Below are 23,275 nucleotides of genomic sequence, written 5' to 3'. Positions count from 1 at the left end.
CTGCGCCCGGCTTTCTGCTACAATCCACACCCCGTTCGAAGATTGAGCAATATCCCATGCGTTTAAACCCTGGACAACAACAAGCGGTCGAATTCGTTACTGGACCATGCCTGGTGCTGGCAGGGGCCGGTTCCGGTAAAACCCGCGTGATCACCAACAAAATCGCCCATTTGATCCGTGGATGCGGGTATCAGGCCCGCCACATCGCGGCGGTGACATTTACCAACAAAGCAGCACGCGAGATGAAAGAGCGTGTTGGCCAGACGCTGGGGCGCAAAGAGGCGCGCGGGCTGATGATCTCTACCTTCCATACCCTGGGGCTGGATATCATCAAGCGTGAATACGCTGCGCTGGGCATGAAGTCTAACTTCTCGCTTTTCGATGACACCGACCAGGTGGCGCTGCTTAAAGAGCTGACCGAAGGGCTGATCGAAGATGACAAAGTTCTGCTCCAACAGCTGATCTCGACGATCTCCAACTGGAAAAACGATCTGATGACGCCTGCTCAGGCGGCAGCGAGTGCGAAAGGCGAACGGGACAGGATCTTCGCCCACTGCTATAGCCTGTACGACGCGCACATGAAAGCGTGCAACGTACTGGATTTCGACGATCTGATCCTACTGCCAACGCTGTTGCTTCAGCGTAATGAAGAGGTGCGCGAGCGCTGGCAGAACAAGATTCGCTACCTGCTGGTGGATGAATATCAGGACACCAACACCAGCCAGTACGAACTGGTGAAGTTGCTGGTGGGGCAACGTGCGCGTTTCACCGTTGTGGGGGATGACGATCAGTCTATTTACTCCTGGCGCGGTGCGCGTCCACAAAACCTGGTGCTGTTAAGCAAAGATTTTCCGGCGCTTCAGGTCATCAAGCTCGAGCAAAACTACCGCTCGTCCGGGCGCATCCTGAAAGCGGCGAATATCCTGATCGCCAATAACCCGCACGTGTTTGAAAAACGTCTGTTCTCTGAACTGGGCTACGGTACTGAGCTGAAGGTCCTCAGCGCGAATAACGAAGAGCACGAAGCGGAACGTGTCACCGGCGAGTTGATTGCGCATCACTTCGTCAATAAAACCGAATACAAAGACTACGCGATCCTGTATCGCGGTAACCACCAGTCCCGCGTCTTTGAAAAAATGCTGATGCAAAACCGCATTCCGTACAAAATTTCGGGCGGTACGTCGTTCTTCTCGCGACCTGAAATCAAAGACTTGCTGGCGTATCTGCGTGTGCTCACCAACCCGGATGATGACAGCGCTTTCCTGCGTATCGTGAATACCCCGAAACGTGAGATTGGCCCGGCCACGCTGCAAAAACTGGGCGAATGGGCGATGACCCGCAACAAAAGCCTGTTTACCGCCAGCTTCGATATGGGGCTGAGTCAGACGCTGACCGGGCGAGGGTATGATTCCTTAACCCGTTTCACCCACTGGCTTGGCGAAGTGCAGCGCCTGGCTGAACGCGAGCCTGTAGCGGCCGTGCGTGACCTGATCCACGGCATCGATTACGAATCCTGGCTGTACGAAACCTCTGCCAGCCCAAAAGCAGCAGAAATGCGCATGAAAAACGTCAACCAGCTGTTCAGCTGGATGACCGAAATGCTGGAGGGCTCAGAAATTGACGAGCCAATGACCCTGACGCAGGTGGTCACGCGTTTTACGCTGCGCGATATGATGGAGCGCGGCGAAAGCGAAGAAGAGTCGGACCAGGTACAACTGATGACCCTGCACGCCTCTAAAGGGCTGGAGTTCCCGTATGTCTATCTGGTGGGCATGGAAGAGGGACTGCTGCCGCATCAGAGCAGCATCGATGAAGATAATGTCGATGAAGAACGTCGGCTGGCCTACGTGGGCATTACCCGTGCGCAAAAAGAGCTGATCTTCACGCTGTGCAAAGAGCGCCGGCAGTATGGCGAGCTGGTGCGCCCGGAGCCGAGCCGGTTTTTGCTGGAATTACCGCAAGACGATCTCATCTGGGAACAGGAGCGTAAAGTGATTACCCCGGAAGAGCGGATGCACAAGGGGCAGGCTAACGTGGCGAATATTCGCGCTATGCTGGCGAAAGCCAAAGAGAAAGGATAATTATTTGTAGGCCGGGTAAGGCGAAGCCGCTACCCGGCAATGTTCAGGGTATTACTTCACTTCAAGCGCCCAGTGCACGTAACTCTGCCACTGGCATTCCTGTTCGATCATCTCCGCACCCAGCGGATGATCATCCAGCCAGTTTTCCGGCAACGTCAGCGTCAGCTTTTCATTTGCTGCAACCAACGTGATGGCCGGTAACAGATCGTCACGGCGGCGGCAGGCAAACAGAATGGCCAGGCGCAGCAACCGACAGAGATGCTCGGCAACGCGTGGCGGTACGGCGTTTTGCTGGTGCAGGGAAGAGAGGTCGACCGCGCTGGTCTGATTCAGCAGCAGGGTGGCCAGCAGCTTTTTCTGCGCAGGCGTATAACCCGGTAAATCAAGATTGCGCACCAGATAGGCGGCATGGGCAGGCGCTTGTTTGAAGTCGATGCTTAAACCCACTTCGTGTAGCGCACACGCGCTCAGCAGCAGATCGCGACTGAGTGGCTCTAGGCTCCACTCCCCGCCGACCTGGTCGGCAAAGAGCGATGCCAGTTGCGCAACACGCTGCGCCTGATCGGTATCCACCATAAAGCGGCGCTGAACGTTACGCAGCGTGCGGCTGCGAATATCCTGATCAACCGACAGATGCAGCATCCCGTAAACCAGACCTTCACGCAGCGCACCACCAGCAAGGGTCATGCACTGGATGTTCAGTTCGGTGAAAATGGCGATCAGAATGGCAAGCCCGCTTGGGAAAACCAGCGCTCGTTCCAGAGTCAGGCCTTCAATTTCCAGCTCTTCCAGACGGCCACACTGAATGGCGCGCTGTTTCAGCTGCTGGAGTTTGGCAAGCGTGATCCGCTCGTCCATCCCCTGCGCCATCATGATTTCCTGCAAAGCCTGCACGGTTCCCGATGCGCCAACGCAGACCTTCCAGCCGTGATAGCGCAATTCATCCATCACCGGGCGCAGCACTTCGCGCGCGGCATTTTCGGCCTCGTCGAAGTTCTCTTTGCCAAGATTACGGTCGGTAAAATAGCGCTCAAGCCAGGTCACACAACCCATCGACAGGCTGAACAGCGAGGTGGCTTGCGCCCCGGTGCCGGTAACGAGTTCGGTACTGGCACCACCGATATCCACCACCAGACGGCGATCGTCGCCACCGGTTGTGTGCGCAACGCCCTGATAAATCAAACGCGCTTCTTCTTCACCGCTGATGACCTGCACCGGGCAGCCCAGTATTTCCTGCGCTTTGGCAATGAAATCAACGGCATTAACCGCCAGACGCAGAGTGGCCGTTGCGACAACGCGGATTTGATTATGCGGGATATCTTGCAGACGTTCGGCAAAAAGACGCAAACATTGCCAGCCACGTTCCATGGCTTCAGGGGAGAGGTGATTGTCGCTGCTCAGGCCCGCCGCCAGGCGGACCTTGCGCTTAATACGCGTCAGCGTTTGTATACTTCCCGCCACCTCGCGCACAACCAGCATATGAAAACTATTGGAACCGAGATCAATTGCCGCATAAAGCGAGGTGGAACTGAGCATATTTTCTTAACCTGAACGACGACGATTACGCGGTGCGCCGGAACGACGCGGACCATTGCCGGAACGGGCGCGGGTAAGGCGCTTCGGTGGTGGCAGTTCGTTTAACAGCGCTTCCGGATTGTATTTGCTCTGCGGAATAGAGTGACCGATGTAAGTCTCAATGGCTGGAAGATTCAGCGCATACTCTTCACACGCAAGGCTGATGGAATGACCACTTGCACCAGCACGACCGGTACGGCCGATACGGTGTACGTAATCTTCACAGTCATCCGGCAGATCGTAGTTGAAGACGTGCGTTACGGCTGGAATATGCAGGCCGCGCGCGGCAACGTCGGTTGCAACCAGGATATCCAGGTCGCCACGGGTGAATTCGTCGAGAATACGCAGGCGTTTTTTCTGCGCCACATCACCTGTCAGCAGGCCAACGCGGTGTCCATCAGCGGCCAGATGACCCCAGATGTCTTCGCAGCGGTGCTTGGTGTTCGCAAAGATAATGGCGCGATCTGGCCACTCTTCTTCGATAAGCGTTTGCAGAAGACGCATTTTCTCTTCATTGGATGGATAGAAAAGCTCTTCTTTAATGCGGTGACCGGTTTTCTGCTCGGGTTCCACTTCGACATATTCGGCGTTGTTCATCTGTTCGAACGCCAGTTCACGAACGCGATAAGAGAGGGTTGCGGAGAACAGCATGTTCAGACGCTGGTTTGCCGCAGGCATCCGACGGAATAGCCAGCGGATATCTTTAATGAAACCCAGATCGTACATACGGTCGGCTTCATCCAGCACCACAACCTGAATCGCGCCGAGGTTGATGTGGTTCTGTTTTGCGTAGTCGATAAGACGGCCCGTGGTCCCAATCAGGATATCCACACCGCTTTCCAGCACTTTCAGCTGTTTATCGTAACCGTCGCCGCCATAGGCCAGGCCGAGCTTTAGACCCGTTGCCTGAGCCAGCGGTTCAGCGTCTGCATGGATCTGTACCGCCAGTTCTCGCGTCGGGGCCATAATTAGCGCGCGCGGCTGGTTAACTTTGCGGTCAGCAATCGCTGGATGAGAAAGTAAATAATGAAACGTTGACGTTAAAAACGCCATCGTTTTGCCAGTACCGGTTTGCGCCTGCCCTGCAACATCGCGGCCTGCCAGCGTCAGCGGCAGTGCGAGGGCCTGAATGGGCGTGCAGTTATGAAACCCTTTATTTTCAAGGGCTTCGATAACCTTTGGGTGCAGGGCGAAGTCGGAAAACTTCTGTTCTGTTAAATGTGTTTTGCTCATAGTGTGGTAGAATATCAGCTTACTATTGCTTTACGAAAGCGTATCCGGTGAAATAAAGTCAACCTTTAGTTGGTTAATGCTACATCAACACGTCGTTGATTGATGCGAAACCAACGCACCAGGCTTATTCCTGTGGAGTTATATATGAGCGATAAAATTATTCACCTGACTGACGACAGTTTTGACACGGACGTACTTAAAGCTGACGGGCTGATCCTCGTCGATTTCTGGGCTGAATGGTGTGGTCCTTGCAAAATGATCGCCCCGATTCTGGATGAGATCGCTGACGAATATCAGGGCAAACTGACCGTTGCCAAGCTGAACATCGACCAGAACCCGGGCACCGCGCCAAAATACGGTATCCGTGGTATCCCGACGCTGCTGCTGTTTAAAGGCGGTGAAGTGGCGGCGACCAAAGTGGGCGCACTGTCCAAAGGTCAACTGAAAGAGTTCCTGGACGCTAACCTGGCGTAAGGTTTCTCGGCTGAGCGTCCAGAGCACCTAAATGATGTGGATCTCTGGACGCCCGGCTTTAGTCGTGCTAAGTTAGCTATGACTTCGTTTTAAACATATCTTGTTGTTTGAATCTTGCTTTACCCGAAACTTCCCGTTGTTGATATCCACAGTGCGTGAAGTTGCTAAATTCCGGGCTTGTCACTCAATCCGTCTTGTCGTTTCAGTTCTGCGTTCTTTCCCTGTGACCAGACAGCGAACAGACATGAGGTGATGGCCGCTAAACAGGCATGGATGACCCTGCCATACCATTCACAACATTAAGTTCGAGAATCACCCCGAGTTTAAGAACCCACACCATTATGAATCTTACCGAATTAAAGAATACGCCGGTTTCTGAGCTGATCACTCTCGGCGAAAATATGGGGCTGGAAAACCAGGCTCGTATGCGCAAGCAGGACATCATTTTCGCCATCCTGAAGCAGCACGCTAAGAGTGGCGAAGATATCTTTGGCGACGGTGTGCTGGAGATATTGCAGGACGGATTTGGTTTCCTCCGCTCAGCAGATAGCTCCTACCTCGCCGGTCCTGACGACATCTACGTATCCCCTAGCCAAATCCGCCGTTTCAACCTCCGCACTGGTGACACCATTTCAGGTAAGATTCGTCCTCCTAAAGAGGGTGAACGCTACTTTGCGCTGTTGAAAGTTAACGAAGTTAACTACGACAAACCAGAAAACTCGCGCAATAAGATCCTGTTTGAAAACTTAACGCCGCTGCACGCGAACTCTCGCCTGCGCATGGAGCGTGGTAACGGTTCTACCGAAGACTTAACCGCTCGCGTTCTGGATCTGGCTTCTCCGATTGGTCGTGGTCAACGTGGTCTGATTGTGGCACCGCCAAAAGCGGGTAAAACCATGCTGCTGCAAAACATCGCACAGAGCATTGCTTACAACCACCCAGACTGTGTGCTGATGGTACTGCTGATCGACGAACGTCCTGAAGAAGTGACCGAGATGCAGCGTCTGGTGAAAGGTGAAGTTGTGGCTTCTACCTTCGACGAACCGGCATCTCGCCACGTTCAGGTTGCTGAAATGGTTATCGAGAAGGCCAAACGTCTGGTTGAACACAAGAAAGACGTTATCATCCTGCTCGACTCCATCACCCGTCTGGCGCGTGCGTACAACACCGTGGTTCCGGCTTCCGGTAAAGTGTTGACCGGTGGTGTGGATGCGAACGCCCTGCACCGTCCGAAGCGTTTCTTCGGTGCTGCGCGTAACGTAGAAGAGGGCGGCAGCCTGACCATCATTGCAACCGCGCTGATCGACACCGGCTCCAAGATGGATGAGGTTATCTACGAAGAGTTTAAAGGTACAGGTAACATGGAACTGCACCTCTCCCGTAAGATTGCTGAAAAACGTGTCTTCCCTGCTATCGACTACAACCGTTCCGGTACGCGTAAGGAAGAGCTGCTCACCACTCAGGAAGAGCTGCAAAAAATGTGGATTCTGCGCAAAATCATTCACCCAATGGGCGAAATCGACGCAATGGAATTCCTCATTAACAAACTGGCGATGACCAAAACAAACGACGATTTCTTCGACATGATGAAGCGCTCGTAACGCAAATAAAGCCAGCAAACGCCACGTTTTTACGTGGCGTTTTTCGTTTATGGCCTATACGCTATTACCGCAGACTCCCAATTTTGACCTGTCGGTGCGACAATAGGATTATTCGCACAGCAAAAACATTAATAGATTGAATAATAAACAAATGGAGTTGCAAGAGGTTTGCTTTATGCCTTCTGGCCCGGCGCCTTCATGGTTATACTTCCTTGACTGACATTTGTTGAGAACATCCATTGTGAACCTACTCGATACGTTTACTGAGCTAACCAGTATTTTTTTGTTTACCACCTGCTTTTTGTTTCTTGCGCGCAAGGTGGCAAAATATCTGGGGTTAGTGGATAAACCCAACTTCCGTAAACGCCATCAAGGCATGATCCCGCTGGTCGGTGGTATTTCCGTTTTTGCCGGTATCTGCTTCACCTTCGCGATTGCTGATTACTATATTCCTCATGCCAGGCTCTACCTGATCTGCGCCACCGTTCTGGTTGTGGTGGGCGCGCTCGACGATCGCTATGACATTAGCGTGAAAATCCGCGCCTTCGTTCAGGCTGCGGTCGGTATTGCCATGATGGTGGCGGCCAAACTTCACTTAAGCAGTCTCGGTTATATTTTCGGGCCCTGGGAGATGGTTCTGGGGCCGTTCGGCTATTTCCTGACGCTCTTCGCCGTCTGGGTGGCGATTAATGCCTTCAATATGGTGGACGGCATTGATGGCCTGCTGGGCGGGCTTTCCTCCGTCTCCTTCGCTGCTGTCGGCATTATTTTGTGGTTTGATGGTCAGTACAGCCTCGCCATGTGGTGTTTCGCCATGATTGCCGCCATCCTGCCGTATATTTTGCTCAACCTTGGCGTTCTGGGCCGTCGCTATAAAGTCTTTATGGGCGATGCGGGCAGTACGTTGATTGGTTTCACGATTATCTGGATTTTGCTGGAAACCACGCAGGGTAAAGTTCACCCGATTAGCCCGGTCACGGCGCTGTGGATAATCGCCATTCCGTTGATGGATATGGTGGCGATTATGTATCGCCGTCTGCGAAAGGGGATGAGTCCTTTTTCCGCCGACCGTCAGCATATTCATCATTTGATCATGCGTGCAGGCTTCACTTCCCGTCAGGCATTTGTGCTGATAACCCTGGCGGCTGCTATTCTTGCGGGGATTGGTGTTGCGTCGGAATATGCCCACTTTATCCCTGAATGGGTGATGTTGGTATTGTTCTTGCTAGCGTTTTCTCTGTATGGCTACTGCATTAAACGCGCATGGAAAGTCGCGCGTTTTATTAAGCGTATAAAGCGCAGGATGCGTCGAAATAGTGGCAATAATCCAACTTTAACTAAATGAACTGGGATCGTGATGACTCAACCGTTGGCGGGAGCTAAATCAGAGATGACCGAGAATGAGCTGGATATACGTGGCTTGTTCCGCGTTTTATGGGCGGGCAAACTGTGGATTGCAGGCGTTGCGTTAGGGTTCGCGTTAATCGCGCTCGCCTACACCTTCTTTGCAAAACAGGAGTGGAGCGCAACCGCCATTACAGACAGACCAACGGTCAACATGCTCGGCGGGTTCTACTCGCAGCAGCAGTTCCTGCGTAATCTGGATATCAAAGCGAATCTGGCCACGCCAGACCAGGCTTCCGTGATGGATGAGGCCTATAAAGAGTTCGTGATGCAGCTGGCGTCCTGGGATACCCGTCGTGATTTCTGGTCCCAGACCGATTATTACAAGCAGCGCATGGTCGGCAACAGTAAAGTCGATGCCGGGCTGCTGGATGACATGATTAACAACATCCAGTTCACGCCAGGAGATGCGCTGCGTAACCTGAACGACAACGTGAAGCTGGTGGCCGAAACGGCGCCGGATGCCAATAACCTGCTGCGTCAGTATGTGGCCTTTGCCAGCCAGCGTGCGGCTAGCCATCTGAATGATGAGCTTAAAGGCGCATGGGCCGCGCGTACTATCCAGATGAAAGCGCAGGTTAAGCGTCAGGAAGAAGTGGCAAAAGCGATCTTCGCCCGTCGGGTACACAATATTGAGCAGGCGCTGAAGATTGCAGAACAACGCAACATCTCGCGCAGCGAAACGGACGTACCGGCTGATGAACTGCCTGATTCCGAAATGTTCCTGCTTGGACGTCCAATGTTGCAGGCGCGTCTGGAAAACCTGCAGGCTGTCGGGCCTGATTTTGACCTCGACTACGATCAAAATCGCGCGATGTTGAACACCCTGAATGTTGGTCCGACTCTGGACCCACGTTTTCAGACCTATCGTTATTTGCGTACGCCTGAAGAACCTGTAAAACGCGATAGTCCGCGTCGTGCGTTCCTGATGATTATGTGGGGAATTGTTGGCGCTCTGACTGGCGCGGGCGTGGCGTTATCACGTCGCCGCAGAAATTAAGAAGGCCGTCTACGATGAAGGCGGACTGCCTTCATCGGCTAATCGAAGAGAATCGATGTGAAAGTACTAACCGTATTTGGCACCCGGCCGGAGGCCATTAAGATGGCACCTCTGGTTCATGCGCTGGCCAGGGACCCTGATTTTGAAGCGAGAGTGTGTGTCACTGCCCAGCACCGGGAGATGCTCGATCAGGTGTTAACGCTCTTTTCCATCGTCCCGGATTACGATCTGAATATCATGAAACCGGGGCAAGGGCTGACGGAGATTACCTGCCGTATTCTGGAAGGGCTGAAACCTATTCTGGAGTCGTTTAAGCCTGACGTCGTGCTTGTGCATGGCGACACCACAACGACAGTTGCGACCAGCCTGGCGGCGTTTTATCAGCGTATTCCCGTTGGCCATGTTGAAGCAGGGCTGCGTACCGGTAATCTCTACTCGCCGTGGCCGGAAGAAGCCAACCGCACGCTGACCGGACACCTGGCGATGTACCACTTCGCGCCAACGGAAAACTCCCGTCAGAATTTGCTGCGCGAAAATATCGCGGATAAGAAAATTTTCGTCACCGGAAATACCGTGATTGATGCGCTGATTTGGGTGCGCGATCGCGTGCTGACGAATGACAGCCTGCAAAGCGAGCTGACAGCGCGCTATCCGTTCCTGAGCAACAATAAAAAGACCATTCTGGTCACCGGCCACCGTCGTGAAAGCTTCGGCCGGGGTTTTGAGCAAATTTGCCATGCGCTGGCCGAGATCGCCGCAGAAAACAAAGACGTACAGATTGTTTATCCGGTGCATCTCAACCCTAACGTCAGCGAGCCGGTGAACCGTATTCTGGGTCACGTTGAGAACGTGTTCCTGATCGAGCCGCAGGATTACATGCCGTTTGTCTGGCTGATGAACCATGCCTGGCTGATCCTGACGGATTCCGGCGGTATTCAGGAAGAAGCGCCTTCGCTTGGCAAGCCGGTGCTGGTGATGCGTGAAACCACAGAACGCCCCGAAGCGGTGAAAGCCGGCACGGTACGTCTGGTGGGCACGGACACCCGTCATATCGTCGAACAAGTCACGCGCTTGCTGCACGACGAAGAAGAGTATCAGGCGATGAGTCGGGCCCATAACCCGTATGGCGATGGGCAGGCTTGTGGTCGTATTTTGCACGCACTTAAACACAATCGGGTATCGCTATGAGTTTTACTACCATCTCTGTCATTGGTCTTGGCTACATTGGGCTGCCCACTGCGGCGGCCTTTGCCTCTCGTCAAAAACAGGTTGTAGGCGTGGACATCAACGCACGCGCGGTGGAAACCATTAACCGTGGCGAAATTCATATTGTGGAGCCGGATCTCGACCGCGTGGTTAAGGCCGCCGTTGAGGGTGGATTCCTGAAAGCCAGCACCACGCCGGTGGAGGCAGATGCCTTCCTGATTGCGGTGCCAACGCCGTTCAAAGGCGATCATGAACCTGACATGGTCTACGTTGAGGCGGCAGCAAAATCCATTGCCCCGGTGCTGAAAAAAGGCGCACTGGTGATCCTGGAGTCGACCTCTCCGGTGGGCGCAACGGAACAGATGGCACAGTGGCTGGCAGAAGCCCGCCCGGATTTAAGCTTCCCGCAGCAGGCGGGCGAGCAGGCAGATGTCAATATCGCCTACTGCCCGGAGCGTGTGCTGCCAGGGCAGGTGATGGTCGAGCTGATTAAAAACGACCGTGTGATTGGCGGGATGACGCCGGTCTGCTCTGAACGCGCCAGCGCGCTGTACAAGATTTTCCTCGAAGGCGAATGTGTGGTGACGAATTCCCGCACCGCCGAAATGTGCAAGCTGACGGAAAACAGCTTCCGCGACGTTAACATCGCCTTTGCGAACGAACTGTCGCTGATTTGTGCCGATCAGGGGATTAACGTCTGGGAGCTGATTAGCCTGGCGAATCGCCATCCGCGTGTGAATATCCTTCAGCCAGGTCCTGGCGTGGGTGGGCACTGTATCGCCGTCGACCCGTGGTTCATCGTGGCGCAAAACCCTGCACAGGCGCGTCTGATCCGTACCGCTCGTGAAGTGAACGACAGCAAGCCACACTGGGTGTTAAACCAGGTTAAAGCCACGGTCGCCGATTGTCTGGCAGACAGCGGCAAACGGGCCAATGAACTCAAAATCGCCTGCTTTGGTCTGGCATTCAAACCTAACATCGACGATCTGCGCGAAAGCCCGGCAATGGAAATTGCTGAGATGATCGCCGAATGGCACAGCGGTGAAACGCTGGTGGTTGAGCCGAACATTCATGAGCTTCCGGCAAAACTGGCGGGCCATTGCACGCTTACGGCGTTAGATGACGCGCTGGCAACGGCGGATGTGCTGGTATTACTGGTGGATCACAAAGCGTTTAAAGCCATCTCCGGTGATGCCGTACTTCAGCAATATATTGTTGATACGAAAGGCGTGTGGCGTTGAGTGACCTCAACGGGGTGCTTGAGTCCCTTCAGTGGGAAAGCACCTTCTTCGGCCTGCCTTCAGCCATTGTGCGCCTGCGCGATGATGCGCCTGCGCTCGCAGAAGCAGACTTTGCTGCGTGGCAGCGCGTGCAGGCCAAAATCCCGGCGGGACGCAGCGACCTGCTGGATGCACTCCAGCAGCACGGGTTTCAGCTGGTAGAGGGTGAGGTTGACCTTTCTATCGCCGTGGCGCAATACGCCCCGGCTGGTGCCGATACCGCAACGGCAGAGGATATCCCGGTGCTGCGTCAGATGGCTGCGCTGGCTTTTGCCCAGAGCCGCTTTCGCGCCCCCTGGTATGCTCCCGAGGACAGCGGCCGGTTTTATGCCCAGTGGATAGAGAATGCGGTGAAGGGCACGTTTGACCATGTTTGCCTGGTGTTTCGTGCGCCGGACGGGAAAATCCAGGGATTTGTCTCGCTGCGTAAGCTCAGTGAACATGACGCACGCATCGGTTTATTAGCCGGGCGGGGCATGGGCGACAAACTCATGCAGGCAGCGCTGCACTGGGCGCAGCAACATCAACTTTCGACTTTGCGGGTGGCGACCCAGATGGGCAACACCGCCGCGCTTAAACGTTATATCGCGAGTGGCGCCAACGTCGACGCAACCGCTTACTGGTTATACAGGTGACAAGATGATTCCATTTAACGCGCCTCCCGTTGTGGGAACCGAACTCGACTATATGCAGTCTGCTATGGGCAGCGGCAAACTTTGCGGTGATGGTGGTTTTACCCGTCGCTGCCAGCAGTGGATGGAACAACGTTTTCACAGTGCTAAAGTCCTGCTGACCCCCTCCTGTACCGCTTCGCTGGAAATGGCCGCACTGCTACTGGATATCCAGCCTGGCGATGAAGTGATCATGCCAAGCTACACCTTTGTTTCCACGGCCAACGCGTTTGTGCTGCGCGGAGCCAAAATCGTGTTTGTGGATATCCGTCCGGATACCATGAACATCGACGAAACGCTGATTGAAGCGGCGATCACCGACAAAACGCGGGCGATTGTTCCGGTTCACTATGCGGGCGTGGCCTGTGAAATGGACACCATCATGGCGATCGCCAAAAAGCATAACCTGTTCGTGGTGGAAGATGCCGCGCAGGGCGTGATGTCCACCTACAAAGGCCGTGCACTCGGGACGATTGGCCATATCGGCTGCTTTAGCTTCCACGAAACCAAGAACTACACCGCGGGCGGTGAAGGCGGCGCGACGCTGATTAACGACCGCGCGCTGGTCGAGCGTGCTGAGGTTATCCGCGAAAAAGGTACTAACCGTAGCCAGTTCTTCCGTGGTCAGGTGGACAAATACACCTGGCGCGATATTGGTTCCAGCTACCTGATGGCGGACCTACAGGCAGCATACCTGTGGGCGCAACTGGAAGCTGCAGAGCGCATTAACCAGCAGCGTCTGACGCTGTGGCAAACCTACTATGATGCGCTGGAGCCACTGGCAAAAGCCGGACGTATCGAGCTGCCGACCATTCCGGCCGACTGCGTTCACAACGCCCATATGTTCTACATCAAGCTGCGCGATAACGAAGACCGCGGCCAGCTGATTGCGTGGCTCAAAGAAGCTGACATTATGGCGGTATTCCATTACATCCCACTGCACAGCAGCCCGGCCGGTGAAGCCTTCGGGGTGTTTGCCGGTGAAGACCGTTATACCACGCAGGAAAGTGAGCGTTTGCTTCGCCTGCCACTGTTCTACAACCTCGCGCCGGTTAACCAGCGTACGGTGATCAATACCCTTCTGAGTTATTTCGGCTGATATGTCTCTGGCAAAAGCATCGGTGTGGACCGCCGCGTCCACACTTGTAAAAATTGGCGCCGGGTTACTGGTCGTCAAGCTGCTGGCCGTGTCATTTGGCCCTTCAGGTGTTGGGCTGGCGGGGAATTTCCGCCAGCTGGTAACGGTACTTGGCGTTCTGGCCGGTGCCGGAATTTTCAACGGCGTGACCAAATTTGTCGCGCAGCATCATGATGATGCGGAAAAACTGCGTTCAGTGGTGGGAACCTCATCAGCGATGGTGCTGGGCTTTTCTACGCTGCTTGCCGTTGTCTTCCTGCTGGCTTCAGCGCCCATCAGCCAGGGGCTGTTTGGCCACGCTGACTATCAGGGGCTGGTGCGACTGGTTGCGCTGGTACAGATGGGGATTGCCTGGGCAAACCTGCTGCTGGCGCTGATGAAAGGTTTTCGCGATGCCGCCGGCAACGCGCTGGCGCTGATCCTCGGCAGCATCATTGGGGTGATTGCCTACTACTTTTGTTTTCTCCTGGGCGGTTACGAAGGGGCGTTGTTAGGCCTGGCGCTGGTTCCGGCGCTGGTTGTGGTGCCGGCAGCGTTTATGCTGATGCGTCGGGGGACTATTCCGCTGCACTACCTCAAGCCGCAGTGGGACAAGGCGCTGGCGGGGCAGCTCGGGAAATTTACTCTGATGGCGCTCATCACCTCGGTAACCATTCCAGTGGCTTACGTGATGATGCGAAACCTGCTTGCCGCGCATTACAGCTGGGATGAAGTGGGGATTTGGCAGGGCGTGAGCAGCATTTCTGATGCCTACCTCCAATTTATAACGGCTTCCTTTAGCGTCTGGTTGCTGCCAACCTTATCGCGCCTGACCGAAAGAAAAGCGATCACCCGTGAGATTATCCGCTCTCTGCGTTTTGTACTTCCTGCTGTCGCGGTTGCCAGTTTTACCGTCTGGCTGTTGCGTGATGTTGCCATCTGGCTGCTGTTCTCAGCGAAGTTCACCGCCATGCGCGACCTGTTTGCCTGGCAGCTGGTGGGCGATGTATTGAAAGTAGGTGCTTACGTTTTTGGCTATCTGGTGATAGCAAAAGCCTCGCTGCGGTTGTATATCCTGGCGGAGATTAGCCAGTTTACGCTACTCACTGCGTTCTCTCACTGGCTGATCCCTGCGCACGGCGCTCTGGGGGCGGCACAGGCCTATATGGCAACTTACATTGTTTATTTCGCTGCCTGTTGCGGCGTATTTTTACTTTGGCGTAAACGCGCATGACTGCACTGATTCACATTCTGGGATCGGACATCCCACACCATAACCAGACCGTTCTGCGGTTTTTCAATGATGAGCTGGCATCCGATAGTCCGGATGCGCGCGAGTTTATGGTTGCAGGCGAGGAGAATGGCCTGAGCGCGGCATTCCCGGCGCTAAACGTGACCTTCTGGCCGGATAAGGCCGCGCTGGCGAAAGCGGTCGTGGCCAGAGCAAAAGCCAACCGTGAACAGCGGTTCTTTTTCCACGGGCAGTTCAACACCGGCCTGTGGCTGGCGCTGTTAAGCGGTGGGATCAAACCTTCCCAGTGCAGCTGGCATATCTGGGGCGCGGATCTGTATGAAGTGTCCCGCGGCTGGAAATTCCGTCTCTTCTATCCGCTGCGGCGGATGGCGCAGGGGCGTATGGGCTGTGTTTTCGCCACCCGAGGCGACCTCAGTTACTTTGCCCGACTGCATCCGAACGTGCGCGGGGAGCTGCTCTATTTCCCGACCCGGATGAACCCGGCGCTGAACAACATGGCCAATGATGTCGCGCGGGAAGGCAAACTGACTATTCTGGTGGGTAACTCCGGCGATCGCAGTAACGAACATGTCTCGGCCCTGAAGGCGATACATCGCCAGTTTGGCGATACGGTGAATGTCATTGTGCCGATGGGCTATCCGGCGAATAACCACGCGTATATCGACGAAGTACGTCAGCAGGGGCTGGCACTGTTTAGTGCGCAGAACGTACAAATTCTCAGTGATAAGCTGGAATTTGATGACTACCTCGCGCTGTTGCGCCGGTGCGACCTGGGGTATTTTATCTTTGCCCGCCAGCAGGGGATCGGCACGTTGTGTCTGCTTATTCAGGCTGGTATTCCGTGCGTGCTTAATCGTGAAAACCCGTTCTGGCAGGATATGGCCGCGCAGCATCTGCCGGTGTTGTTTACCACAGACACGCTGACCGTGGATGTGGTGCGTGAAGCGCAGCGTCAGCTGGCGCTGGTGGACAAAAATGCCATCGACTTTTTCAGCCCGAATTACCTCACGCCGTGGCATCGCGCACTGCGTATCGCTTCAGGAGACAATGCATGAGCCAGTTGCAATTTAGCGGCTTGTTGGTGATTTGGCTTCTGAGCACCTTATTTATCGCCACGCTGACCTGGTTTGAATTCCGGCGCGTGCGCTTTAACTTCAACGTCTTTTTCTCGCTACTGTTCCTCCTGACCTTTTACTTTGGTTTCCCGCTGACCAGTATTTTGGTTTTCCGCTTTGACGTGAGCGTCGCCCCGCCGGAGATCCTGATGCAGGCATTACTGTCGGCAACCTGTTTCTACGCGGTTTACTACGTCACTTATAAGACCCGCCTGCGTTCAGCAAAAGAGACTGCACCTCGCCGCGCGCTCTTTACCATGAACCGGGTAGAGACGCATCTGACATGGGTGATGCTGATGACCATTGCTCTGGTGAGCGTGGGCATCTTCTTTATGCATAACGGTTTTCTGCTGTTTAAGTTGCAGTCCTACAGCCAGATATTTTCCGCAGAAGTCTCAGGCGTGGCACTTAAGCGCTTCTTCTACTTCTTCATCCCGGCGATGCTGGTGGTCTTTTTCCTGCGTCAGGACAGCAAAGCCTGGCTGTTTTTCCTGGTCAGTACTGTCGCGTTTGGCGTGCTGACCTACATGATTGTTGGCGGTACGCGTGCCAACATCATCATCGCGTTCGCCATCTTCCTGTTTATCGGTATCATCCGCGGTTGGATCTCTTTGTGGATGCTGGCGGCGGCAGGGGTGTTCGGCATCGTGGGGATGTTCTGGCTGGCGCTCAAGCGCTACGGGATGAACGTGGCCGGCGATGAGGCGTTTTACACCTTCCTGTACCTCACGCGCGACACCTTCTCGCCGTGGGAGAACCTGGCGCTGTTACTGCAAAACTACGACAAGATTGATTTCCAGGGCCTGGCGCCGATTGTGCGTGATTTCTACGTCTTTATTCCGACGTGGCTGTGGCCGGACCGCCCTGGTATTGTGCTGAATACGGCGAACTACTTCACCTGGGAGGTCCTCAACAACCACTCAGGGCTGGCGATATCACCTACGCTGATTGGCTCGCTGGTGGTGATGGGCGGGACATGGTTTATCCTGCCGGGCGCGGTTGTGGTTGGGTTAATCATTAAGTGGTTTGACTGGCTTTATCAGCGCGGCAATGAAGAGACTAACCGCTACAAGGCAGCGATATTGCACAGTTTCTGTTTTGGGGCCATTTTCAATATGATCGTTCTGGCGCGCGAAGGTCTGGATTCGTTCGTGTCGCGCGTGGTTTTCTTCATGGTAATTTTCGGCGTCTGCCTGCTGCTGGCAAAACTGTTGTACTGGTTGTTTGACAGCGCGGGGCTTGTGCATAAGCGCGAGCCACGGGGCAGCAGAACGCTTTCGCAAGTCTGAGTAAGGATGTTATGACTGACACGACTTCCGCGCCGCTTTACGCGTTGCGCGGCATACAGCTTATTGGCTGGCGTGATATGCAACACGCGCTGGATTATCTGTTTTCTGAAGGGCAGATGAAATCGGGCACGCTGGTGGCCATCAACGCAGAAAAGATGCTGGCGATAGAAGATAACGCTGAAGTGAAAAGCCTGATAGAAGCCGCAGAGTTTAAATACGCCGACGGCATCAGCGTGGTGCGTTCTGTCCGTAAAAAATACCCGGGTGCGCAGGTTTCTCGTGTCGCAGGCGCAGACCTGTGGGAAGCCCTGATGGCGCGCGCAGGGGCTGAGGGCACGCCCGTATTCCTGATAGGCGGTAAGCCGGACGTGCTGGCACAGACGGAACAGAAACTGCGTGGCCAGTGGAATGTGAATATCGTTGGCAGCCAGGACGGATATTTCAAACCGGAAGACCGGCAGGCGCTGTTTGAGCGTGTGCGCGACAGCGGCGCGAAGATAGTGACGGTGGCAATGGGATCTCCGCGCCAGGAGATCCTGATGCGTGATTGCCGTCTGGTGTGCCCGAATGCGCTCTACATGGGCGTGGGCGGCACTTACGATGTCTTTACCGGCCATGTTAAACGTGCGCCGAAAGTGTGGCAGCGCCTGGGACTGGAATGGCTGTATCGTCTTTTATCTCAGCCTACGCGTATCAAACGGCAGATCCGTTTGCTGCGCTATCTCACCTGGCACTACACCGGAAAAATGTAATCAAAATGTAGCGCGATATGCTATTCGCGCTGCAACTCCCCTGCAAAACTGCTGCGTATCTGTGCAATACATTCATTTTTTTAATGCATCGTTTGCCATTTAGCAGAATTTAAGAAACCATTCCCACGCATATTTCAGTACCCCAAAAAATAAAACCGGTAAAAGCCGGGAAACAGCAAACACAACCGAGGATTTATGGCAGAGAAAAAACCTGAGCTTCAGCGTGGGCTGGAGGCTCGACATATCGAATTGATAGCGCTGGGCGGCACTATCGGCGTTGGCCTGTTTATGGGCTCCGCAAGTACGCTCAAATGGGCAGGCCCGTCTGTATTACTGGCGTATATCATCGCCGGGCTGTTCGTCTTCTTCATCATGCGCTCGATGGGCGAAATGCTCTTCCTGGAGCCGGTGACCGGCTCATTCGCCGTTTACGCGCACCGCTATATGAGCCCGTTTTTTGGCTATCTGACTGCATGGTCGTACTGGTTTATGTGGATGGCCGTTGGCATCTCGGAAATCACCGCGATCGGGGTCTACGTGCAGTTCTGGTTCCCGGATATGGTCCAGTGGATACCCGCGCTTATCGCCGTGGGGCTGGTGGCGCTGGCTAACCTTGCCGCCGTGCGTCTGTACGGTGAGATTGAATTCTGGTTCGCGATGATCAAAGTCACCACCATCATTGTGATGATTGTGGTCGGCCTGGGCGTTATCTTCTTCGGTATCGGCAACGGTGGACACGCCATTGGTTTTGGTAACCTGACCGAGAACGGCGGCTTCTTCGCCGGTGGCTGGAAGGGCTTCCTGACCGCGCTGTGTATCGTCGTGGCCTCTTATCAGGGGGTTGAGCTGATTGGTATCACCGCCGGTGAAGCGAAAAACCCGCAGGTTACGCTGCGCAGTGCGGTAGGCAAGGTGCTGTGGCGCATCCTGATTTTCTATGTGGGCGCGATCTTCGTTATCGTAACCATCTTCCCGTGGAATGAAATCGGTACGACCGGTAGCCCGTTTGTTTTAACCTTTGCGAAGATTGGTATCACGGCGGCGGCGGGGATCATCAACTTTGTGGTCCTGACGGCTGCGCTGTCCGGTTGTAACAGCGGAATGTACAGCTGTGGCCGTATGTTGTATGCGCTTTCCAAAAACAACCAGCTGCCAGCGGCAATGGGGAAAGTGTCCCGTGCGGGTGTTCCGGTTGCCGGTGTCGCGGTTTCCATTGCGATACTACTGATCGGCTCTTGCCTGAACTACATCATCCCGAATCCACAGCGCGTGTTTGTCTATGTATATAGCGCCAGCGTGCTGCCGGGGATGATCCCGTGGTTTGTGATCCTGATTAGCCAGCTGCGTTTCCGCCATGCGCACAAAAAGGCGATTGAAAGCCATCCGTTCCGCTCAATTCTGTTCCCTTATGCGAACTATTTGACGATGGCGTTCCTGATTTGCGTATTAATTGGGATGTACTTTAATGAAGATACCCGCATGTCGCTGTTTGTCGGGATGATCTTCCTGGCGGCCGTGACGGCTGCTTATAAGCTTTTTGGCCTGGGTCGCCGTGCCACCACGCAGAAAGTGGAGGAATAAGCGGCAAAATGTGCAAACCATAACCAAACGCGCATTTTTTTCAAAAAAGCACTAGACAGCGGGGACGGAGGTACGTAATATCCAGCCCCGCAACGGCGCTAAGCGCCCGTAGCTCAGCTGGATAGAGCGCTGCCCTCCGGAGGCAGAGGTCTCAGGTTCGAATCCTGTCGGGCGCGCCATTTTGTCCCGGCGCTAGAGCTGCGGTGGTCTGAGAAGTAGTCAGTACCGCGTGAAAGTATTATCAGTGGTGGCTATAGCTCAGTTGGTAGAGCCCTGGATTGTGATTCCAGTTGTCGTGGGTTCGAATCCCATTAGCCACCCCATTATTTGAAGAGTTGTGAATTGCGAAGGTGGCGGAATTGGTAGACGCGCTAGCTTCAGGTGTTAGTGTCCTTAGGATGTGGGGGTTCGAGTCCCCCCCCTCGCACCACGACTTTTAAAATGAATTGAACTAAAAATTCAAAAAAGCAGTACATCGGCGAGTAGCGCAGCTTGGTAGCGCAACTGGTTTGGGACCAGTGGGTCGGAGGTTCGAATCCTCTCTCGCCGACCAATTTTGAACCCCGCTTCGGCGGGGTTTTTTGTTTTCTGCCGTTCTCACTGCTGTTGTCATTCCCCGACAACGTTCAGTTTCTTTGTCGTGATTCAGCGACACCTAATCAACTGAAAAATAAGCATTTAGCTTTCTTGCGATATTGCTGTCGCTTCCAGGCAACACTTTGATTGCTTTACCGGTGCTTTCTGGCGCACAACCGTTGCCAGAATAACGAAAAAGCCTTTTATCTTAAAATGTTGCGCGGGATAACACTCTCTGGTGCAACTCTGGCATGTAACGTGCAATAATATACGGGTAGATGCTCATTCCATCTCTTATGTTCGCCTTAGTGCCTCATAAACCCCGGAATGATGCAGAGCCGTTTACGGTGCTTATCGTCCACAGACAGATGTCGCTTCGGCCTCATCAAACACCATGGACACAACGTTGAGTGAAGCACCAATATGTTGTCTTACAGACCTGTTTTAACGCCTGCTTTTTAGCAGGCGTTTTTTTATGCCTTATTCCCGGAAACGCGCCATGATGAGGGCAACCAGCAACAGCGCGCTGGCAGAGACCACATACAGCGTCTGAATTGCGCCAAGCGATATCGTTGCCAGAGCGGCAATACCGGTAAAGAGTGAGGCGCTGATCGTCTGCCATCGCCAGGCTTTACCGCTGGCTGAAGCGATCTGCATGGCATGAAAGCTACTCAGCACCCCAAACGTTCCCGCCGCAAAGACAATGTTTGATGCCAGATGGGCGATAAAAACCATCCCCAGAGCCACCACCGCGCCCCCTGGGACAAACGGTATCACGCCATATGCCAGCAGAAATACGCTCATGCAGATCAGCAGCAGGCGGTTTTTCGCCGCGTATCGCGCCAGGCTGTCTTTCTTTAGCAGCACAGGGCCACACAGCTGGCCCATGCTTCTGGCGAAGAGCAGGGGCAGGGCGAGGCTGGCCGCATCAGCAGGTTGGATTTGCTGCACCAGGGCCGGGAGCAGCGCCATAGCAGGCGAGCCTACGGCCGCCAGCGCGGGCAACAGCAGCAGGCTACGCTTTTGCCGTACCGTGAGATGCTGCCAGCGTAACGTGACAGGTGGCTGCTCATCAGCAGGTTTCGGCGTTGCCCGGAAGATAAACGCCTTTCCTGCCAGAAACAGCATCAGCATCGAACCCACAAAGCTCGCTGCATCTATTGCCAGTAACGGCTGCACCGGGATCCGCTGAAACAGCACTACACCCAGCCCGGTCCCTAACAGTACCTGAGAGGCAAAAATCACATTCTCAAGGCATGTAGCCGCGGGGAGTTCATGTTCCGTCAGCCCACGTTTGAACAATAAGGACAGTGCCGGCCAGCTCATTCCACTCAGGAGTGCTTCCGCGGATTGCACGGCAAGTAACGCCGGAATGCTGTGGTAATGCACGCCAAGCAAAGGGAAGATCAGGGCGATTAACCCCAGCAGTTCCGTCAGCACCAGCAAACCGATCGGTGAAAAGCGCAGGCATAATCTTTCGCCGATCAGGCTGCCGATAAAGCCGGGTACGGTGGCAAAGAAATAGGCGAGAGTTAACAGGGCGGCGGGTGCCTGCCACTGTAACAGCAGGCCAAACACCACAACCTGAGTTAATCCGTTGCCCAGTGAGGTAAAGATAAAGGCGCAGGCCAGTAAGCGAAGCCAGCGATGGCTGCGCAGCGCTTCAACAAGCGCATACAAAAGCGAGTTCATGAAGACATTCCTTTCAAAAACGATTTAGTCCACGCGGCAATCAGCGCGTGTATGAAAAAAGGTTAATGAAAAGATGTCGTTACATTGGCGGGTTCATTTCCGGGTGATGTTGGATTGAATGTAGCAGGAGATGAGCGATAAAAAAAGGAGGCCGACTGGCCTCCTGTTCTGTTACTGCTGATTCGCATTATTTTGCAAGGTTAGCAGAAGCCCGTCACGGCGCATGGCTGCCGCCTCTTCCGGCTTGTGGAGCTTGTCCAGCGTATCGGCAAGCCAGGCGTAGTCAAACGCGTCAGGACGCTGTTTCAGCGCAGCACGGAAAGCGAGGCTCGCCTCCTGCCATTCGCCGTGCTTCATCAGCGATTGACCCAGCGTGCTCCATAACAGCGGGCGGTCACCCACGGTTTTGATCTGCTGGCGCAACACTTTTTCCAGCTGCTCCGGGTTGTTGGTTTTCAGGCGTGGGATCACCATCACCAGACGGTCGTCATACTGGCGTTTCAGACCGTCGAGGAGGATCTCCTGGGCCGTGTCATGATCGTCACACTCAATCAGATGTTCAGCCATCGCCACTTGCAGTGGGACCTGCTGGCGTGTTTTACGGCTCTGGTTCTTCCACCAGGTTTTCAGACCATCGCTGCCCAGATCGGCACGCGCCTGATCCATCAGCCCAATCCATGCCAGGCGCTGAAGTTCGTCACGGTGTTCATCATCGCCCACCTCTGCTTTCGCCATCGATGGGATGATATCCAGCAGCGAGCCCCATGCACCGGTACGAATATACGCCTGCTCAGCAAGACGCAGCACTTCCGGGTGACGCGGGGTGATTTCCAGCAGACGGTCGATACCATGACGTGCTGCGTGATTTTCATTACGCGCAAGTTGCAGACGCACGCGGGTGATTTCAACCGGGATCTGATCGTTTGAAGCCAGCTCGGAAGCGCGTTCAAGATGCTGATTCGCACGGGCTTCATCACCACGCTGTTGCGCCGCTTCTGCCGCCAGCAGGTAGTTCACCACCGGCTGCTCTGCGTGATCGGCATTTTTCGACATCAGCTTTTCAACCTGCTGATAGTCACCTTCGGCGAGTTTAAGCAGCGCCTGTTCAGTCTGCTTGCGGGCACGACGGCGTTTACGACCGACAAACCAGCCACGGGTATGCGCGCCGGTACGGAAAATGCGGCGCAGAACCCATTCAACGGCAAACAACACCACCACGGCGAGGATCAGAATGATCACCAGACCGGTCACGCTGGTTTCGATGTTGTAGTTATCGGTCTGGATCAGGACATAACCCTGATGCCCTGCAAGCATCGGCCCCAGGACGATCCCGGCGATCAACAGTAAGAAGAGTAATAACACTTTCAACATGA

At 54.5% G+C, this 23,275-nt stretch carries 18 protein-coding genes and 4 tRNA genes; 18 read left to right on the top strand and 4 right to left on the bottom strand.

The features are described 5' to 3' along the window. Window positions 1-56: 56 nt before the first annotated feature. Window positions 57-2,081: a DNA helicase Rep gene (gene rep / locus N1249_RS21770; RefSeq protein ID WP_259833369.1), complete on the top strand. Its 2,025-nt coding sequence runs from the start codon at window positions 57-59 to the stop codon at window positions 2,079-2,081. A 51-nt stretch (window positions 2,082-2,132) separates the two neighbouring features. Here the strand turns inward: rep and gppA are convergent, their stop codons facing one another. Further along, window positions 2,133-3,617, bottom strand: coding sequence for a guanosine-5'-triphosphate,3'-diphosphate diphosphatase (gppA, locus tag N1249_RS21765; RefSeq protein WP_259833366.1), 1,485 nt, complete (start codon window positions 3,615-3,617; stop codon window positions 2,133-2,135). A 6-nt stretch (window positions 3,618-3,623) separates the two neighbouring features. Next, window positions 3,624-4,889 (bottom strand): ATP-dependent RNA helicase RhlB, encoded by a 1,266-nt coding sequence (gene rhlB / locus N1249_RS21760; RefSeq protein WP_259833363.1) that lies wholly within the window; start codon window positions 4,887-4,889, stop codon window positions 3,624-3,626. A gap of 144 nt (window positions 4,890-5,033) precedes the next feature. Here rhlB and trxA point away from each other — a divergent pair, with 144 nt between their 5' ends. From trxA to N1249_RS21675, 17 genes are all read left to right on the top strand, one after another. Beyond that, window positions 5,034-5,363, top strand: a complete 330-nt coding sequence (gene trxA / locus N1249_RS21755) for a thioredoxin TrxA (RefSeq protein WP_014072297.1) — start codon at window positions 5,034-5,036, stop codon at window positions 5,361-5,363. Window positions 5,364-5,704: 341 nt separating this feature from the next. Next, window positions 5,705-6,964 carry a transcription termination factor Rho gene (rho, locus tag N1249_RS21750; protein WP_001054528.1) on the top strand — a complete coding sequence of 420 codons (1,260 nt, stop codon included), beginning with the start codon at window positions 5,705-5,707 and terminating at the stop codon, window positions 6,962-6,964. A 241-nt stretch (window positions 6,965-7,205) separates the two neighbouring features. Continuing rightward, the gene (gene wecA / locus N1249_RS21745; protein WP_014072295.1) at window positions 7,206-8,309 is read left to right on the top strand and encodes a UDP-N-acetylglucosamine--undecaprenyl-phosphate N-acetylglucosaminephosphotransferase; all 1,104 of its coding nucleotides are present in this window, start codon (window positions 7,206-7,208) and stop codon (window positions 8,307-8,309) included. Between the two features lie 12 nt (window positions 8,310-8,321). Beyond that, window positions 8,322-9,368 carry an ECA polysaccharide chain length modulation protein gene (wzzE, locus tag N1249_RS21740; protein ID WP_014072294.1) on the top strand — a complete coding sequence of 349 codons (1,047 nt, stop codon included), beginning with the start codon at window positions 8,322-8,324 and terminating at the stop codon, window positions 9,366-9,368. A 57-nt stretch (window positions 9,369-9,425) separates the two neighbouring features. Continuing rightward, window positions 9,426-10,556 carry a non-hydrolyzing UDP-N-acetylglucosamine 2-epimerase gene (gene wecB / locus N1249_RS21735; RefSeq protein WP_166718549.1) on the top strand — a complete coding sequence of 377 codons (1,131 nt, stop codon included), beginning with the start codon at window positions 9,426-9,428 and terminating at the stop codon, window positions 10,554-10,556. Next, window positions 10,553-11,815, top strand: coding sequence for a UDP-N-acetyl-D-mannosamine dehydrogenase (wecC, locus tag N1249_RS21730; protein ID WP_259833360.1), 1,263 nt, complete (start codon window positions 10,553-10,555; stop codon window positions 11,813-11,815). The genes wecB and wecC overlap by 4 nt, the downstream gene beginning before the upstream one ends. Beyond that, on the top strand, window positions 11,812-12,489 hold the full coding sequence (rffC, locus tag N1249_RS21725) for a dTDP-4-amino-4,6-dideoxy-D-galactose acyltransferase (RefSeq protein ID WP_259833359.1): 678 nt from the start codon (window positions 11,812-11,814) through the stop codon (window positions 12,487-12,489). Before wecC ends, rffC begins: the two co-directional genes overlap by 4 nt. Window positions 12,490-12,493: 4 nt before the next feature. Continuing rightward, window positions 12,494-13,624, top strand: a complete 1,131-nt coding sequence (gene rffA / locus N1249_RS21720) for a dTDP-4-amino-4,6-dideoxygalactose transaminase (RefSeq protein ID WP_259833356.1) — start codon at window positions 12,494-12,496, stop codon at window positions 13,622-13,624. Window position 13,625: 1 nt separating this feature from the next. Next, window positions 13,626-14,876, top strand: coding sequence for a lipid III flippase WzxE (wzxE, locus tag N1249_RS21715; RefSeq protein WP_166718552.1), 1,251 nt, complete (start codon window positions 13,626-13,628; stop codon window positions 14,874-14,876). Next, on the top strand, window positions 14,873-15,952 hold the full coding sequence (locus N1249_RS21710) for a TDP-N-acetylfucosamine:lipid II N-acetylfucosaminyltransferase (RefSeq protein ID WP_259833354.1): 1,080 nt from the start codon (window positions 14,873-14,875) through the stop codon (window positions 15,950-15,952). The genes wzxE and N1249_RS21710 overlap by 4 nt, the downstream gene beginning before the upstream one ends. After that, complete coding sequence (gene wzyE, locus N1249_RS21705) at window positions 15,949-17,301, top strand: ECA oligosaccharide polymerase (protein WP_259833351.1); 1,353 nt, start codon at window positions 15,949-15,951, stop codon at window positions 17,299-17,301. Before N1249_RS21710 ends, wzyE begins: the two co-directional genes overlap by 4 nt. A gap of 11 nt (window positions 17,302-17,312) precedes the next feature. Then, on the top strand, window positions 17,313-18,053 hold the full coding sequence (gene wecG / locus N1249_RS21700) for a lipopolysaccharide N-acetylmannosaminouronosyltransferase (protein WP_014072286.1): 741 nt from the start codon (window positions 17,313-17,315) through the stop codon (window positions 18,051-18,053). Between the two features lie 195 nt (window positions 18,054-18,248). Then, on the top strand, window positions 18,249-19,634 hold the full coding sequence (gene thrP / locus N1249_RS21695; protein WP_259833348.1) for a bifunctional threonine/serine APC transporter ThrP: 1,386 nt from the start codon (window positions 18,249-18,251) through the stop codon (window positions 19,632-19,634). A 102-nt stretch (window positions 19,635-19,736) separates the two neighbouring features. Beyond that, window positions 19,737-19,813 (top strand) — tRNA-Arg (locus N1249_RS21690). A gap of 68 nt (window positions 19,814-19,881) precedes the next feature. Continuing rightward, window positions 19,882-19,957 (top strand) — tRNA-His (locus N1249_RS21685). Window positions 19,958-19,978: 21 nt separating this feature from the next. Further along, window positions 19,979-20,064: transfer RNA gene (locus tag N1249_RS21680), tRNA-Leu, on the top strand. A gap of 46 nt (window positions 20,065-20,110) precedes the next feature. Beyond that, window positions 20,111-20,187, top strand: a tRNA-Pro gene (locus tag N1249_RS21675). Window positions 20,188-20,690: 503 nt separating this feature from the next. Here N1249_RS21675 and N1249_RS21670 read toward each other — a convergent pair. Continuing rightward, on the bottom strand, window positions 20,691-21,902 hold the full coding sequence (locus N1249_RS21670) for an MFS transporter (protein WP_259833345.1): 1,212 nt from the start codon (window positions 21,900-21,902) through the stop codon (window positions 20,691-20,693). 171 nt (window positions 21,903-22,073) lie between these two features. Beyond that, window positions 22,074-23,273 (bottom strand): protoheme IX biogenesis protein HemY, encoded by a 1,200-nt coding sequence (gene hemY / locus N1249_RS21665; RefSeq protein WP_259833342.1) that lies wholly within the window; start codon window positions 23,271-23,273, stop codon window positions 22,074-22,076. Window positions 23,274-23,275 lie beyond the last annotated feature (2 nt).

The sequence above is a fragment of the Enterobacter sp. CP102 genome, assembly GCF_025152625.1.
In the GTDB taxonomy this organism is placed as follows: domain Bacteria; phylum Pseudomonadota; class Gammaproteobacteria; order Enterobacterales; family Enterobacteriaceae; genus Enterobacter; species Enterobacter soli.
This window is presented reverse-complemented; position numbering and strand designations above follow the sequence as displayed.

What these genes read in the sequence shown, in the direction of transcription:
- wzxE (WP_166718552.1), top strand. Translation starts at nt 13,626, where the DNA reads ATGTCTCTGGCAAAAGCATCGGTGTGGACCGCCGCGTCCACACTTGTA.
- rep (WP_259833369.1), top strand. Translation starts at nt 57, where the DNA reads ATGCGTTTAAACCCTGGACAACAACAAGCGGTCGAATTCGTTACTGGA.
- rhlB (WP_259833363.1), bottom strand. Translation starts at nt 4,889, where the DNA reads ATGAGCAAAACACATTTAACAGAACAGAAGTTTTCCGACTTCGCCCTG.
- thrP (WP_259833348.1), top strand. Translation starts at nt 18,249, where the DNA reads ATGGCAGAGAAAAAACCTGAGCTTCAGCGTGGGCTGGAGGCTCGACAT.
- hemY (WP_259833342.1), bottom strand. Translation starts at nt 23,273, where the DNA reads ATGTTGAAAGTGTTATTACTCTTCTTACTGTTGATCGCCGGGATCGTC.
- rffA (WP_259833356.1), top strand. Translation starts at nt 12,494, where the DNA reads ATGATTCCATTTAACGCGCCTCCCGTTGTGGGAACCGAACTCGACTAT.
- rho (WP_001054528.1), top strand. Translation starts at nt 5,705, where the DNA reads ATGAATCTTACCGAATTAAAGAATACGCCGGTTTCTGAGCTGATCACT.
- N1249_RS21670 (WP_259833345.1), bottom strand. Translation starts at nt 21,902, where the DNA reads ATGAACTCGCTTTTGTATGCGCTTGTTGAAGCGCTGCGCAGCCATCGC.
- wzyE (WP_259833351.1), top strand. Translation starts at nt 15,949, where the DNA reads ATGAGCCAGTTGCAATTTAGCGGCTTGTTGGTGATTTGGCTTCTGAGC.
- N1249_RS21710 (WP_259833354.1), top strand. Translation starts at nt 14,873, where the DNA reads ATGACTGCACTGATTCACATTCTGGGATCGGACATCCCACACCATAAC.
- gppA (WP_259833366.1), bottom strand. Translation starts at nt 3,617, where the DNA reads ATGCTCAGTTCCACCTCGCTTTATGCGGCAATTGATCTCGGTTCCAAT.
- wzzE (WP_014072294.1), top strand. Translation starts at nt 8,322, where the DNA reads ATGACTCAACCGTTGGCGGGAGCTAAATCAGAGATGACCGAGAATGAG.
- wecC (WP_259833360.1), top strand. Translation starts at nt 10,553, where the DNA reads ATGAGTTTTACTACCATCTCTGTCATTGGTCTTGGCTACATTGGGCTG.
- wecG (WP_014072286.1), top strand. Translation starts at nt 17,313, where the DNA reads ATGACTGACACGACTTCCGCGCCGCTTTACGCGTTGCGCGGCATACAG.
- trxA (WP_014072297.1), top strand. Translation starts at nt 5,034, where the DNA reads ATGAGCGATAAAATTATTCACCTGACTGACGACAGTTTTGACACGGAC.